Annotated in this window: 13 protein-coding genes; 11 read left to right on the top strand and 2 right to left on the bottom strand. The window is 49.5% G+C overall.

The annotated features are described in order from the left end of the window. The first annotated feature begins 201 nt into the window (after positions 1 to 201). Positions 202 to 1536 carry an NADP-specific glutamate dehydrogenase gene (locus DXA74_RS09965; RefSeq protein ID WP_118527167.1) on the top strand — a complete coding sequence of 445 codons (1335 nt, stop codon included), beginning with the start codon at positions 202 to 204 and terminating at the stop codon, positions 1534 to 1536. A 182-nt stretch (positions 1537 to 1718) separates the two neighbouring features. Here DXA74_RS09965 and DXA74_RS09960 read toward each other — a convergent pair whose 3' ends face one another. After that, a complete protein-coding gene (locus tag DXA74_RS09960; RefSeq protein WP_118527165.1) occupies positions 1719 to 3500 on the bottom strand; it encodes a M6 family metalloprotease domain-containing protein in 1782 nt (593 codons plus the stop codon). A 15-nt stretch (positions 3501 to 3515) separates the two neighbouring features. Then, a complete protein-coding gene (locus DXA74_RS09955) occupies positions 3516 to 5474 on the bottom strand; it encodes a M6 family metalloprotease domain-containing protein (protein WP_118527163.1) in 1959 nt (652 codons plus the stop codon). A 225-nt stretch (positions 5475 to 5699) separates the two neighbouring features. On the opposite strand from DXA74_RS09955, the gene DXA74_RS09950 reads away from it, so the two are divergent. From DXA74_RS09950 to trpA, 10 genes are all read left to right on the top strand, one after another. Next, complete coding sequence (locus DXA74_RS09950) at positions 5700 to 6575, top strand: DNA/RNA non-specific endonuclease (RefSeq protein WP_118527161.1); 876 nt, start codon at positions 5700 to 5702, stop codon at positions 6573 to 6575. 24 nt (positions 6576 to 6599) lie between these two features. Further along, entirely contained in the window at positions 6600 to 7259 is a 660-nt protein-coding gene (locus tag DXA74_RS09945; RefSeq protein ID WP_118527241.1) for a B3/4 domain-containing protein, read from the top strand. Then, complete coding sequence (locus tag DXA74_RS09940; protein WP_233550511.1) at positions 7237 to 7794, top strand: hypothetical protein; 558 nt, start codon at positions 7237 to 7239, stop codon at positions 7792 to 7794. The genes DXA74_RS09945 and DXA74_RS09940 overlap by 23 nt, the downstream gene beginning before the upstream one ends. Before the next feature lie 308 nt (positions 7795 to 8102). Then, the gene (gene trpB, locus DXA74_RS09935) at positions 8103 to 9302 is read left to right on the top strand and encodes a tryptophan synthase subunit beta (protein WP_118527159.1); all 1200 of its coding nucleotides are present in this window, start codon (positions 8103 to 8105) and stop codon (positions 9300 to 9302) included. 12 nt (positions 9303 to 9314) lie between these two features. Next, positions 9315 to 10718, top strand: coding sequence for an anthranilate synthase component I family protein (locus tag DXA74_RS09930; RefSeq protein WP_118527157.1), 1404 nt, complete (start codon positions 9315 to 9317; stop codon positions 10716 to 10718). A 25-nt stretch (positions 10719 to 10743) separates the two neighbouring features. After that, positions 10744 to 11349, top strand: coding sequence for an aminodeoxychorismate/anthranilate synthase component II (locus DXA74_RS09925; RefSeq protein WP_118527155.1), 606 nt, complete (start codon positions 10744 to 10746; stop codon positions 11347 to 11349). Next, positions 11315 to 12310, top strand: a complete 996-nt coding sequence (trpD, locus tag DXA74_RS09920; protein ID WP_118527153.1) for an anthranilate phosphoribosyltransferase — start codon at positions 11315 to 11317, stop codon at positions 12308 to 12310. The genes DXA74_RS09925 and trpD overlap by 35 nt, the downstream gene beginning before the upstream one ends. Positions 12311 to 12351: 41 nt before the next feature. Continuing rightward, a complete protein-coding gene (gene trpC / locus DXA74_RS09915) occupies positions 12352 to 13155 on the top strand; it encodes an indole-3-glycerol phosphate synthase TrpC (protein WP_118527151.1) in 804 nt (267 codons plus the stop codon). Continuing rightward, positions 13152 to 13793 (top strand): phosphoribosylanthranilate isomerase, encoded by a 642-nt coding sequence (locus DXA74_RS09910; RefSeq protein WP_233550510.1) that lies wholly within the window; start codon positions 13152 to 13154, stop codon positions 13791 to 13793. Before trpC ends, DXA74_RS09910 begins: the two co-directional genes overlap by 4 nt. Positions 13794 to 13809: 16 nt before the next feature. Further along, positions 13810 to 14583, top strand: a complete 774-nt coding sequence (gene trpA / locus DXA74_RS09905) for a tryptophan synthase subunit alpha (protein WP_118527148.1) — start codon at positions 13810 to 13812, stop codon at positions 14581 to 14583. Positions 14584 to 14776 lie beyond the last annotated feature (193 nt).

Genomic DNA, 14776 nt, shown 5'->3' with positions numbered 1-14776 from the left:
AAAAAGAATAAAATGACAAACTTACAATCAGACGCAAAACACACCCTTTTTACAAAACAATTATAAAGCCAGAAGGGCATTTTAGTATTAAAAACACATTAAAGCCGAATATCTAAAAACTTTTAGCTACTTTTTTTTGTGTTTTACTCCCTTTTTCGTACTTTTGAACTCGAAAAATTAATCATCAAAAATTTAAGTCAAATGAATGCAAGCAAAGTGTTAGAGGATCTGAAGAAAAGATTCCCTGGAGAAACAGAGTATCATCAGGCAGTAGAAGAAGTTTTGGGTACTATTGAAGAAGAATACAACAAGCACCCGGAATTCGAGAAATACAATTTGATCGAGCGCCTGTGTATTCCAGACAGAATCTATTGCTTCCGTGTAACCTGGATGGATGACAACGGCAATGTGCAGACAAACATGGGATACCGTGTACAGCACAACAACGCCATCGGCCCTTACAAAGGCGGTTTGCGCTTCCACCCGTCAGTTAATCTTTCTATCTTGAAGTTCCTGGCCTTCGAGCAGACTTTCAAGAACTCATTGACAACTCTTCCTATGGGTGGTGGTAAAGGTGGTTCAGACTTCAACCCTGCTGGCAAATCTGACAACGAAATCATGAGATTCTGCCAGGCATTTATGACTGAATTGTGGCGTCATATCGGTCCGGATACAGACGTTCCTGCCGGTGATATCGGTGTGGGTGGCCGTGAGGTTGGTTACCTGTTCGGTATGTACAAGAAGCTGGCTAAGGAATTCACCGGAACTCTGACCGGTAAGGCTATGGAGTTCGGCGGTTCTCTGATCCGTCCTGAGGCTACCGGTTACGGTAACATCTACTTCCTGCAGGAAATGCTGGCTACCAAAGGCTTGGACATGAAGGGCAAGGTTTGTGCCGTTTCAGGTTCAGGAAACGTAGCTCAGTACACTATCGAGAAGGCTATCGAACTGGGTGCCAAGGTGGTTACCTGCTCAGACAGCAACGGTTACATCTACGATCCGGACGGTATCACTACCGAGAAGTTGCAGTTCATCTTCGAATTGAAGAACGTACGTCACGGACGTATCAAGGAATATGCCGAGAAGTTCGGTTGCCAGTATGTTGAGGGCGAGCGTCCTTGGGGCGTGAAGTGCGATATCGCATTGCCTAGCGCAACTCAGAACGAAATCAACGGCGAGGATGCCAAGAAGTTGGTTGCCAACGGCTGTATCGCTGTATCTGAGGGTGCCAACATGCCTTCTACTCCAGAAGCTATCCACGTATTCCAGGAAGCTAAGTTGCTGTACGCTCCGGGTAAGGCTTCAAATGCAGGTGGTGTATCTGTATCTGGTCTGGAGATGTCTCAGAACTCTCTGAAGTTGAGCTGGACTCGCGAAGAGGTAGACGCTCGTCTGCACGGCATCATGAAGAGCATCCACGAGGCTTGCGTGAAGTACGGAACTCAGCCAGACGGATATGTAAACTACGTGAAGGGTGCCAACGTGGCAGGTTTCATGAAGGTTGCCAAGGCTATGATGGCTCAGGGTGTTCTCTAAACACATTCCATTCATATATAAAAAACAGTGCGATTCGCTTCGCACTGTTTTTTTATTTTCTACCTATGTATATAAAACTCTGGGCATTCTGTCTTTGCACCGTCGGCAAAGAGCAGAATGCCCAGAGTTGATTTTTATTCAGCTGTTCCGAATCATACGGAAACAGCCTGATTTAAATTCCTTTAATGAATCAGCACCTTGCGGACTTCCTTTCCGCTACGAAGCAGATAAACACCTGACGGAAGCTGATCGGCTTCTTCTCGGGTCGTAACCACGCCCACCTTGGTACCATCTGTCCGGTAAACGGTCCACGGTCCTTTCACGGCTCCTTCCTGAAGTGCCGTACGCACGGAGGTAGAGTTCTTCTCCAGGAAATCAAAACTGATCAGTCCGTTTTCTTCCTTTATATTATAGATCGGTTTTGACATCAGTCCCAATCCGCTCTTGTTCGGAGTATGCAGCAAAGCACAGGGAACACTCGTGTCAGTAAGTTCCGTTACCTGCGACGTACCGGGGAACAGGTCACCGGCATAACTGGAGTTTCCGGTCTTCAAACTGTTGTCAGCCGGAATAAGGCTCATGCGCTGCCGGCTGGCTCTGGTATTAACGGTATTCATGCCCCATACGCGCGCATCGTAATCCACGTGAACCACCATCATACCGTGTCCGGGCATATAGGTATCCCATCCTTTCTGCTGACGGTTTTCCAGAAGATAGTACTCACTTTCGTTGGCATCGTTCATCAGAGCATAAGCCACCGGCTCGTCGGACAAGATCGGCATCTGTCTGACGGCAGTTGCCTCGGTCAGCACCACGGGGTCGAGCCATCCGCACACCATACGTTCGTAGGCCGTATAGCCAATCGGAGTATTTCCGTTATTATTATAACATCCGTAGTCCATCAGGCTCCAGACATCCATACCGAAGTTGGTACCATAGGTATCGTAGAAATCCGGGAGTCCGAAGCAGTGAGAAAACTCATGGCACATCGTACCGATACCGGAAAGAACGGTTCCCCGCGTTCCGGTCAGCTCGCTGCTGCAAGCATACTTACCGACTACCGTACCATCAATGACCAGATTGGAACCGTCGCGCTCCTGCACATAAGACTGATGCGGCCAGACGGTATTGGCCGGAGCACCGTTACTCTCGGCATATCCGGCATAAACTACAAAAATCTGCTCGGCTTCGCCATCACCGTCCCAGTCATAATCGCTGAAATTCACGCTGTCCTTGGCCAGTTTGCAGGCATCAAGCGCCATTTCGCCGGCACGCAGGTCGTAGCCGTTCCGATTCTCCCCGTAATAACTCATCGAATTCGGAAGCGTTACCGGACCAACCACATCGAAAGAGAAGTCAAACTTGCCATAGGACTGGCTCAGGAAATAGTCGCGCACACTGCCATACTGCCCGTTCTCGCGATATCCTTCCTCGTTCATATAGCGATAGAAAGTCTCATGCGGATTCTCGATCTGCATCTTCACATCCTTGAAATTCACCAGAATGACCAGACCTTTCTTCTTGCCTTCCATCGGCGCTCCCAGCTCCTGCCCTCCAAAAACGCGGGAAGTGACCCGAGTGGGTGCCCTGCGGATGATCTGACTGGACTTGCGCTGTTCACGGATTTCAGTGACCAGCCCTTCGAATATTTGCTTCAGGCTGTCGGCCTTTTGAGACTCTTCGGGAGTACGCATTCCGGCATCATGAGCCAGCATGTCGGCATATACCGCCAGCGTGTCGGACGACAGAGTGGCATAATAAAAGCCATTGCCGGACTCTTTTACCGGAACGCCATCCAGCGTTTCGTAGTATCTCAGATATTCATCACCGCAAAGTCGTATTTGCAGTTCCGAGCCATCCGGCTGTGTAACGCTCTTCACGACCTTACGTGCCGGAACAGCATACAGGAAAGGAGCGGCCAGAACTGCACAAAGACAGGTAAAACCCCTTAATTTTTTGTTCATGTTCGTTGTGTTTTATTATTTCAGATATAGTTTTCCGTTAAAGTTCTTCGACTTCACCACATACAATCCCTCTCTCAGGTTTTTCCGTGCCTCGGCCAAAGATGATTCCAGTAATCTGATGCCCTGCAAGTTATAAACCTCTACCACAGTGTCGTCAGCCGGTATGTCGTTAATGGAATTCACGGTTACGCCGGCAGTCTTCCACGCTGCAAAGGCAGAATTCTCATATTTGTCGGCCAAAGCCATCACCCGATAGCAATAGTCCACGCCATCGGACAGTCCGGACAAGGCTACCGAATTGCTTTTCACAGAGTCCACGCACTGGATATTTTCATCATTCAGATCATCCACCCGCTTGTATTCTATCCGATAAGCCTCGGCATGCTCCACAGCAGGCCAGCTGATTTGCAAACCGTAAGGGATGTTCTTCTCTACAGCCTCATCCAGCACGGGAGTGGCCAGCACTCCGAGCGGCATAAACTTAAAGGTTACCACCCCGTCGTGTTCCTCCACCTGCTTGATCGGCTTACCCATGAACTCTCCGCGATACACCTCTGCAGCCGGCACACTGGCATCCGTCAGTTCCGTATTGCCGGTCTTTCCCGGATAAGGATGGCCAGCCAAAGCATCCAGCAACTCAGCAGCCGAGCCCGCATTAAAGTTTCCGATCAGCTTATTGTTGGCCGGAACAATGGTCATTCGCTGATGATACATGTCTTCATTGACCAGGTTCATGTTCCACACTTCTGTATCGTAGTCTACATGCGTCACGAGCATACCATGTCCCAAAGTGGAAAGCTTGACATCCCAACCTTTGGGTTGCATATTGTGCAGCACGTAATATTCATCCGGATTTTGGTCATTGACAATCTTATAGGCAACGCCTCCTTCTTCCAGAGATTTCATGCGCACCGTCTGCGGTTCTTTCAATTCCACCAGACTGCGCCATCCCATAAAGTCGCGCTCATAACCGTTGTAACTGCCGGGATTATAGCCATTGTTGGTAAAGTAACCGTAGTCCATCACCGACCAGTAGTCCATACCGAAGGAGTTGTGCTCCGCATTGTAAAAATCAGGCAGTCCCAGCACATGCGACATTTCGTGGCACATAATACCGATACCGTCGGCCTTTCCTCCGACAATGACTCCATTATCCTTAATCGGGCGCAACTCATTGCAGCAGGCCGACACCGCAAAAGACAGGTCGCCCACCGTCATTCCGCCATTGGTTTCCTTAGGCCAGATGGTAGAGGCACTGCCTCCGTTTGCCTGTCCCAGACCGGCATAAAGGAAAAAGACCATATCAACCATTCCGTCGGCATTGCTGTCATACACCGACCAGTCACTGCGAAGGCTCAGTGCCTTAGTCAGTGCCTCGGTATAAAAATCGCCGATATTCACATCAATCTTACCGTCCTGATCCTGACCATAATAAGCGGCTTCCTTATCCAAGGTTACCGGACCGATGATGTCGAAATCCCAGAACAGAGTACTGTCACTCTGCGCTGCAAAATAATCGCGCACGGCTCCAAAACTGCCGGCTCCGGTATAATAGTTTCCGTCTTTTGTTCCGTTACAGTATTTGTCGTAGAAAGTATTTACTGCTTCTCCGCCTTCGGCCACACTGAAGGCCTTATCCTTAAACTGAACCAGAACGACCGGTACCTTATAGGTTCCCTTCGGATTCAGATTGGCTCCGATACGCGGAGCTGCCGCACTCCGAAGACGGCTCACCCGCTGCACAGCCGCATTCAGGTCATACGAAGCATAACGGAAGCGCTCACCGGAGCCTACCGGTTCCAGCATACGTCCGTCCTGATCCATATAAAAGCATCCATATTCGTCGCCCCAGAAAGAAACTTCAACAGTCTCGCCATTAAGTAAAGTAACAATCTTTTTACATTTTTCGGCCGGAGCAGCCTGCAACTGCCATGCCAAAGCCGATAACAATAAAGTAGAAAACAGTTTCTTCATGTTCTAAGTGATTAATTCTGAGCAAATATACAAAAATAAAGCTGATTCTGCGATACATCAAATTAGAAATCTTGCGGGAGCAACCCGATTGTGAAACAATCCGACTGAATCCTCTGTCCGCCACAGAAACTTGCGCACAAAAGAATCTCTAAAGGAAATCCGTGAACGCTCATTCGGTTTAAATTTGTATCTTTGCAGCGTTATTTTTCACATACGCTTCATATTATGACCAAGAAAATTTTAGGTTTACTGGCCGGAATCGCTGTAATCGGCGGAGTGAACCTTGACCGGATACAAACATTCTTACAGCAATCGGGACTGCAGTCTGCCGAATTGACAACACGGATTCCGTCTGCTTCTCATCAGACAGAAAGCAAATCGCAGAAACAGAAGGCATCCACCAACAAAAAGATGCGCCTGGAGATTCCGGCCTTCCTGACCGACCGTCCCGAAGAGGTGATCTGGCACGACGGGTACACCGTTTCCTTCAACCGGCGCACCAAAATACCGAATTGGGTGGCCTGGGAACTGACCAAAGCCAGAACGGAAGGAACCGTAAGCCGCAGTGATGATTTCCAGCCGGACCCGGATGTCAAGAAAGGAAGCACAGCTGAAGACAGTGATTATCGCGGCTCGGGATATGACCGCGGACACATGTGCCCGGCTGCCGACAACAAATACAGCGAGCAGGCCATGACCGAATGTTTCTATTTCAGCAATATGTGTCCGCAGCTGCACAGCCTGAACGGCGGCGACTGGAAGGAACTGGAAGAGAAATGCCGCAAATGGGCGCGCAAGTATCAAAGCATCTATATTGTCTGCGGCCCTATTATTTATAGCTCTTATCCCAAAACCATCGGACAGAACAAGATCACCGTGCCCGACGCGTTCTATAAAGTCGTCATGCGGCAGGAAAAGGATGGAGATGCCAAAGCCATCGGATATGTGTTCAAACACAAAAAGCAGAACAAACCGCTGAAAGACTATGCCGTAAGCGTAGATGAGGTGGAAGAACTTACCGGCATTGACTTCTTCAGCAAACTGCCGGATGAGGTAGAAGATAAAATGGAGGCCAGCTATAACGTCAACGACTGGCAATAAACACCTATTATATATATAATGGTTATGAAAATAGAAATTACAGACGAAATCCGGAACATCTGCCCGGATTTTATCGGTGCTGCACTTACAGCCACCATCACAAACACAGAATATGATGCGGAACTCTGGGAAGAAATCCGAAGCGAAGAAGAACGCATCCGCACACACAATCTGGACTATATCCGGGGAATGGAATCCATTCAGAGCACCCGGGCTGCCTATAAGGCTCTGGGCAAAGACCCCAGCCGCTACCGTCCGGCAGCCGAATCCCTCATCCGGAGAGTCCTGAAGAATCAGGATCTGTATCAGATCAATACCGCTGTGGATTTGATCAACTTAGCATCCATGGCTACGGGATATTCCATCGGTGGATTCGATTCCGATAAGATTATCGGTGACATCGCTCTGGGAGTGGGACACGCCGACGAGCCGTATGAAGGTATCGGACGCGGCATCCTCAATATTGAAGGACTGCCGGTTTATCGGGATCAGATCGGAGGATTCGGCACTCCGACCAGTGACCACGAACGCACCAAGCTGAGTCTGGACACACGGCATACCACCGTGCTCATCAACGGATATGACGGAAACCGCTCCGGAGTACAGGCATGTGCCGAAATGATAGCCAACTTATTTATAAAATATACCAAAACAACAGACTATGAAATCAATTTTTATGCTTAGAAACGCTTCATGGCGCTTTTTCCTGGTGGCACTCCTGTTCGGAATTTCCGGTGCGCTCCATGCACAGATGCCTACTCCAGACCCAACCGTATTCATTATCGTCAACGACCAAAAAGCCCCGATGCGCTCCGTAACCAGCCAGACAGAAGAAAAGAAAGGTTGGGACATTCAGGGCATCAATGTGGGGAAAAAGCTGATCCGATACTTTTGGGGCAAACAGTCCAAACAGCTGACAGAAAGAAAGCCTTGTTTCGTCATCTATCCCAAGGACGCCACACTGAACGACTATGCGCTGATCCGCCTGAACAAACGTCGTGACCACCGTCGTCTGCCATACGCAGACCTGAACGAGTGCGGCTCCATCCGTATCAACATCGACTCCTTCGTGATCGAGAACCTGCCGGAAATGGGATTCTTCGTGACCCCAAAAGAGGAACTCTTCCCCGGCGAATATATTCTGGTGAACCTGAAACAGACACCGTGCAACGAATCGGGAGATATTGTAGCCTATGACTTCTCCGTTCAGGGCAAATAAGGGCAACAAAACCTGATCAGCAAAAAAATGAAAAACGGAAAGAAAAAAATCCGTTTTCTTTTGGATGTATCAAATAAAAAACATACATTTGCAACGTAACAAAAACAAAAAAGCAAAAAGAGAAATCATGAACATGAACAAGAATACATATTGGTGGTGGCGCTACTCAGAACTCAAAAGGTCGTGAGGAGCTAGTCTTGTATATCTTGGTGTTCATACTTGAAATAAAAAGATACTGAAAAGGCTTGTCGTACTTGCGACAAGCCTTTTTTTCATACCCGTAAACAACAACCAAAAACAATATAAATATGAAATCTTACAACATTGATCAAAACGGTTATTATGGTGAATTCGGCGGAAGTTTTATTCCCGAAATCCTTCACAAGGCAATTGAATCGCTGAGAGAGCAGTATCTGACCATCCTGGAAAGCGAAGAGTTCCAGAAAGAATTCCACGAACTGCTGCGCGACTATGTAGGCCGCCCTTCTCCTTTGTATCTGGCCAAGCGCCTGAGCGAGAAATACGGCTGCAAGATCTATCTGAAGCGTGAGGACCTGAACCACACTGGAGCACATAAAATCAACAATGCCATCGGCCAGATTCTGTTGGCCCGCAAGATGGGCAAGAAGAGAATCATCGCTGAAACCGGTGCCGGACAGCATGGTGTGGCAACCGCTACTGCCTGCGCCCTGATGAACATGCCTTGCCGCGTGTATATGGGTGCCATCGACATTGAACGCCAGCATGTCAATGTAGAGAAAATGCGTATGCTGGGAGCCGAAGTATTCTCCGTAACTTCAGGAAGCCAGACACTGACAGATGCCGTAAACGAGGCGCTGCGCGACTGGTGTACCAATCCGGAGGACACCTTCTATCTGTTGGGTTCTGCCGTAGGACCTCATCCTTACCCGGATTTGGTAGCCCGCCTGCAAAGCGTCATCAGCAAGGAAATCAAGGAACAGCTCATGGAGAAAGAAGGACGCGACTATCCGGACTATCTGATGGCCTGCATCGGTGGAGGCTCAAATGCCGCAGGAACCGTATATCACTATATCGATGACGAACGCGTAAAACTGGTATTGGGCGAGGCCGGTGGATATGGTATTGCCACCGGAAAGACTGCCGCTTCTATCACTGCCGGAACAGAAGGTATCATTCACGGTTTCCGCACTCTGGTTCTTCAGGACGAGAACGGACAGATCAAGGAACCTTATTCCATCTCTGCCGGTCTGGACTATCCGGGAATCGGCCCTCTGCACGCTCATCTGGCAAAAGAAAGAAGAGCACAGGTAATGGCGATCAACGACGACGAGGCGCTGCGTGCCGCTTTTGAACTGACCCGCCTGGAAGGTATCATCCCGGCTCTGGAGTCTTCTCACGCGCTAGCCATGCTTCCGAAAATGAACTTCAAGAAAGACGATGTTGTGGTGCTCACCGTAAGCGGACGCGGTGACAAGGATTTGGAAACTTATCTGGCACACAAAGACGAATTCTGTCCGAACGACTAAGACACACGACACATGCAACCACACAAATATCACGTAAAATCACGACAAATTCTGGGCGACCTGCTGACGCCCGTAAGCACTTACCTCAAGGTGCGCGACTTATATCCTCAAAGCGCCCTGATGGAAAGTTCTGATTATCACGGCAACGACAACAGCCGTTCATTTATCGCCTTGAACCCCATGGCCAGCATCGAGATTGGCCATGGGCGGGCAAAGGCTTCATTTCCCGACGGCACAAACACAGAACAAAACATTGACGACACTTGCAGAACCGAAGATGTGCTCAACGGTTTTCTGAACCGGTTTGCCGTAGAAGGCGAATACAGCCAATATTGCGGACTCTATGGCTTCACCTCTTTCAACGCCATACGTTATTTCGAACATATCCCCATCAAAGACAGTGTTTCCGAAAAGAACGACGCGCCGGACCTGATCTATATACTCTACAAGCAGGTCATCGTGTTCGATCACTTCAACAACTCTCTGACCTTACTGGAACTTGTTTCTGAAGGTGAAGAGGATGGTCTTGAAGAACTGGAGAAAATGATTCTGAACCGGAAATTCACCGCCTACTCCTTCCGTCCCGTTGGCGACATCACCAGCACCCTGACGGATGAGGAGCACAAGAGCAACATCCGCAAGGGTATTGCCCACTGCATGCGCGGCGATGTGTTTCAGATTGTATTGAGCCGGCGCTTCATCCAACGGTTTGAAGGAGATGACTTCAACCTGTACCGCGCCCTGCGCCACATCAATCCCAGCCCTTATCTGTTTTATTTTGACTTCGGAGGATTCCGCATTTTCGGTTCATCACCGGAAACGCACTGCAAGATTGAAAACGGAAAGGCCTATATTGACCCTATTGCCGGCACCACCAAACGCACCGGCAACAAGGAAACGGATCAGAAGAATGCCGAATATCTGCGCCACGATCCGAAAGAGAATGCAGAGCATGTCATGCTGGTAGATTTGGCGCGCAATGATCTGAGCCGTAACTGCGACCATGTGCAGGTGGAATTCTACAAAGACATGCAGTATTACAGCCACGTCATTCATCTGGTGAGCCGCGTCAGCGGACAGCTGTTGCCGCAGAGCAATGCCATCAAGACCTTCATCGACACATTTCCGGCAGGCACGCTGTCGGGAGCACCGAAAGTAAAGGCTATGGAACTGATCTCGCAATACGAACCGCACAACCGGGGCGCCTATGGCGGCTGCATCGGATTTATCGGACTGAACGGCGACCTGAACCAGGCCATTACCATCCGTACGTTTGTCAGCCGCAACCAGGAGTTATGGTTCCAGGCCGGTGGAGGCATCGTGGCCCAAAGCAATGAAGAATATGAACTCCAGGAAATCAACAACAAGCTCGGTGCGCTGCGCAAGGCCATCGAACAGGCCGGAAAGATTTCCTAATTAAGATTCCATAAAAGAACCGGATATGAAAGTAGTTATCATCGACAATTACGACTCGTTTACCTTCAACCTGAGTCACATGGTCAAGGAGCTGGGAGCGGAAGTAACCGTATGGCGCAATGATCAGTTCCGCATGGAGGATTTGCAGGCCTTCGACAAGATTATTCTCAGTCCCGGACCGGGCATTCCCGAAGAGGCAGGCCTGCTGCTCGACACCATCCGCACTTATGCCGGAAAGAAACCTATCCTCGGTGTCTGTCTGGGGCATCAGGCCATCGGCGAGGTGTTCGGTGCCCGGCTCACCAATCTGAGCCAGGTGTTCCACGGCATACAGAGTCCGTGCCACCAAAAGCACAACGACTATCTGTTCCAAGGTCTTCCGGAAACCTTCCCTATCGGACGTTACCATTCCTGGGTAGTGTCGCGCGAAGATTTCCCCGAAGAACTGGAAGTAACCGCCTGGAGCGATGAAGGACAGATCATGGCACTGAAACACAAACAATACGATGTCCACGGCATACAGTTCCATCCGGAATCGGTACTGACCCCACAAGGTAAAGACATCATTAAAAACTGGCTAACACATCACGACACAAATGAAACAGATTCTGACACGACTGGTCGAGAATGAAACTCTAAGTCGGGAAGAAACCCGGCAAATCATGCTCGACATCACCCAAGAAAAATATACCGACGTACAGATCACTGCCTTTCTGACTTCACTCCTGATGCGAGGCATTCAGGTAAACGAACTGCTGGGACTGCGCGACGGACTGAAAGAAAGCGGCAAAACACTTGATTTCTCGGACTTCAACACCATAGACATCGTCGGTACCGGTGGCGATAACAAGAATACCTTCAACATTTCCACCTGTTCGGGATTTGTAGTGGCTGCTGCCGGATATCCGGTTGCCAAACACGGCAATTACGCTTCTACCTCCACATCCGGAGCCAGCAATGTGCTCGAGGCATTGGGTGTACGGTTCACCGACAACGAAAATCAGCTGCGCCGCAATCTGGCCACCTGCGGATTTACCTACCTGCATGCGCCGCTCTTTGCCCAAGGAATGAAGTTTGTGGCTCCGGTAAGAAAGGCGATGCAAATCCCCACTTGTTTCAATCTGCTGGGACCGCTGGTCAACCCGTCCAATCCCAAGAACCAACTGCTCGGCGTGGCCACCCTGAATCAGATGCGCCTGTACAGCACCGTAAACCAACAATTGGACATCAATTACGGTATCGTAAACAGTATGGACGGTTACGATGAAATCTCACTCACAGGCACCTTCAAGATCAAAACTCCGGGCATGGAACAGATATTTACGCCAAAGGATTTAGGATTGCCCGTCATCCGCCCGGAAGAAATATACGGCGGCGAGTCGGTGGAAGAGGCACGCGACATTTTCGTGAGCATCCTCAAAAACGAAAGCAATGAAAGCCGTAAAACTGTTGTTCTGGTAAACGCCGCCTTTGCCATCAAGGTTATGGAACCGGATCTGGAGATGGGCGACTGCCTGGCTCGGGCACGCGAAGCTCTGGAGAGCGGGAAAGCTTATCAGACTCTGCTACGCTACATCGAACAGAACAGCTGAAGACAACAGGAAACGATTCTCAAACAAACACCACAAACACGATGAAAGATATATTGGAAGAAATCATGGCTCACAAACGCCATGAAGTAGAAGCTAGCAAACGGGAAGTACCGTTGTCGGTACTGGCAAATCTGTTAAAGGAGTGCTATTGCCAACGCCAGCTCCGCCCTACTCATTCTCTAAGTCAGGCTTTACGCAGCTCCAACAGTGGCATTATCAGCGAATTCAAGCGAAAATCTCCCTCAAAAGGATGGATCTCCCCCAATGCAGACCCGGCAATCATCGCTCCGGCATACGAACAAGGGGGAGCCACCGCCTTATCCGTATTGACTGACACAAAATATTTTGGCGGCAGCAGCGAGGACCTGCTCACGGCACGCTCCAAAGTAAGCCTCCCCATCTTGCGGAAGGACTTTATCTGCGACGAATACCAACTCTATGAAGCCCGTCTTTGGGGAGCAGATGCCATCCTGCTCATCGCTTCTGCACTGGAACGTAACACTTGTATCGCTCTGGCCCGCAAGGCAAAGGAACTGCAACTGGAGGTATTGCTCGAGCTTCACCACGAACGGGAACTGGAATATCTGAACGATGCCGTGGATGTGGTGGGTATCAACAACCGCAATCTGGGTACCTTCCACACCGATACCGAACATTCGTTTCTCTTGGCAGAACAACTGCCCTGCGAAACCGTCCGCATCTCGGAGAGCGGTATTGCGGATGCGGCCACCGCACGCGAACTGCGCCAAAAGGGTTTTCAGGGATTCTTGATCGGAGAACTGTTCATGCGCACCGAAAATCCGGGCGACAGCCTGAAACATTTTCTTGAACAGATGCACGTATGAAAAAGCCATTCTCCTGTATTAAAGTATGTGGCATGCGCCAAAGTGACAATATCCGGCAAGTAGAAGCATTGGGCATTGACATGATGGGATTTATCTTTTGGGAGCCGTCCGCTCGTTACGTATCCCAAAAGCCGGACTATCTGCCGGCCTGTGCCCGCACCGGCGTGTTTGTCAACGCAAGCCCAGAATATATCCTGTCCACGGTACGCACCTATGGTCTTTCTTATGTGCAGCTCCACGGACAGGAATCCCCGGAATTTTGTCACCATCTGCGCCAGAATCTGAATCAAAGCGGACTCGCGTCCGTGCAGCTCATCAAGGCATTCAGCATTTCAACGCCCGAAGATCTGGCACCAGTCCAGAAATACGAAAATCTGTGCCACTTTCTGCTCTTCGATACGAAAACCCCTCTTCCCGGAGGCAGCGGCAAACAGTTCGAGTGGCAAATCCTGCAACACTATTCCGGTACGCTTCCCTTCTTACTGAGTGGCGGCATCGGTCCAAATGATACTCATCGCCTACAAGAATTCCACCACCCGCTCTGCGTCGGTATTGATCTGAATTCACGCTTTGAAATATCCCCGGGACTGAAAGACGCTACCCTACTGAAAAATTTTCTGACACAATTGAACTCATAAATACATCAGACACAAAATGAACCGCATCAACAAATTATTCCAAGAGAAAAAACAGAATATCTTTTCTCTTTACTTCTGTGCCGGACATCCTCAATTGGACAGTACCGCAGAAATCATCCGTACATTAGAAAACAAAGGAGTGGATCTGATAGAGATCGGCATCCCGTTCAGTGATCCGCTGGCCGACGGGCCTGTTATCCAAAAAGCCACCCGTCAGGCATTAAACAACGGCATGTCGCTGCGTCTGCTCTTTGAGCAGCTGCGTAATATCCGTCAGTCCGTACAGATTCCTCTGGTCATCATGGGATATCTGAACCCCATCATGCGTTTTGGCTTCGAGGCTTTCTGTCAGGCATGCTCGGAATGCGGCATTGACGGCATGATTATCCCCGACCTGCCTTTCCGTAATTATCTAGAAGAATACAAGCCAGTAGCCGACCGCTATGACCTGAAAATGATCATGCTCATCACTCCCGCCACGGAAGAAGAACGCATCCGACTCATAGACCAGCATACAGACGGCTTTATCTATATGGTATCCTCTGCAGCCATTACCGGCGCACAGAAATCTTTTGGAGACCCTTTGCAGGAATACTTCAATCGGGTGAATCACATGAATCTGAAGAATCCGCGCCTCATCGGATTCGGCATCAGCAACCGCCAGACACTGGAAACGGCACGCGCCAATGCCGCCGGAACCATCATCGGCAGTAAATTCATCAGTCTGTTGGAAGAATCCGGAAACGCAGGGGACGCCTTGGACCGACTAATGAAAGACTTGCAGCAATAAACGAACCATCATCAAAGAACAGATACTTTCTGAAAGAGCGGAGCACCGACTGAAGGTCCACAAAATCAGTATCGGACTCCGCTCTATTTTTGTCCTCCGGGAAGGAAAAAGAAAGACACGCACAAGGAGAATATGCATTTTTTTGAATAAATATAAAAAAAGTGCATTCCGAATTTCTGCTGACAAAGAAAAG

Source organism: Bacteroides sp. OF04-15BH (assembly GCF_003477995.1).
In the GTDB taxonomy this organism is placed as follows: domain Bacteria; phylum Bacteroidota; class Bacteroidia; order Bacteroidales; family Bacteroidaceae; genus Paraprevotella.
This window is presented reverse-complemented; position numbering and strand designations above follow the sequence as displayed.

Bases quoted from the DNA above. Each gene is read 5' to 3' on its own strand.
- DXA74_RS09965 (WP_118527167.1), top strand. From the start codon at position 202: ATGAATGCAAGCAAAGTGTTAGAGGATCTGAAGAAAAGATTCCCTGGA.
- DXA74_RS09960 (WP_118527165.1), bottom strand. From the start codon at position 3,500: ATGAACAAAAAATTAAGGGGTTTTACCTGTCTTTGTGCAGTTCTGGCC.
- DXA74_RS09955 (WP_118527163.1), bottom strand. From the start codon at position 5,474: ATGAAGAAACTGTTTTCTACTTTATTGTTATCGGCTTTGGCATGGCAG.
- DXA74_RS09950 (WP_118527161.1), top strand. From the start codon at position 5,700: ATGACCAAGAAAATTTTAGGTTTACTGGCCGGAATCGCTGTAATCGGC.
- DXA74_RS09945 (WP_118527241.1), top strand. From the start codon at position 6,600: ATGAAAATAGAAATTACAGACGAAATCCGGAACATCTGCCCGGATTTT.
- DXA74_RS09940 (WP_233550511.1), top strand. From the start codon at position 7,237: ATGAAATCAATTTTTATGCTTAGAAACGCTTCATGGCGCTTTTTCCTG.
- trpB (WP_118527159.1), top strand. From the start codon at position 8,103: ATGAAATCTTACAACATTGATCAAAACGGTTATTATGGTGAATTCGGC.
- DXA74_RS09930 (WP_118527157.1), top strand. From the start codon at position 9,315: ATGCAACCACACAAATATCACGTAAAATCACGACAAATTCTGGGCGAC.
- DXA74_RS09925 (WP_118527155.1), top strand. From the start codon at position 10,744: ATGAAAGTAGTTATCATCGACAATTACGACTCGTTTACCTTCAACCTG.
- trpD (WP_118527153.1), top strand. From the start codon at position 11,315: ATGAAACAGATTCTGACACGACTGGTCGAGAATGAAACTCTAAGTCGG.
- trpC (WP_118527151.1), top strand. From the start codon at position 12,352: ATGAAAGATATATTGGAAGAAATCATGGCTCACAAACGCCATGAAGTA.
- DXA74_RS09910 (WP_233550510.1), top strand. From the start codon at position 13,152: ATGAAAAAGCCATTCTCCTGTATTAAAGTATGTGGCATGCGCCAAAGT.
- trpA (WP_118527148.1), top strand. From the start codon at position 13,810: ATGAACCGCATCAACAAATTATTCCAAGAGAAAAAACAGAATATCTTT.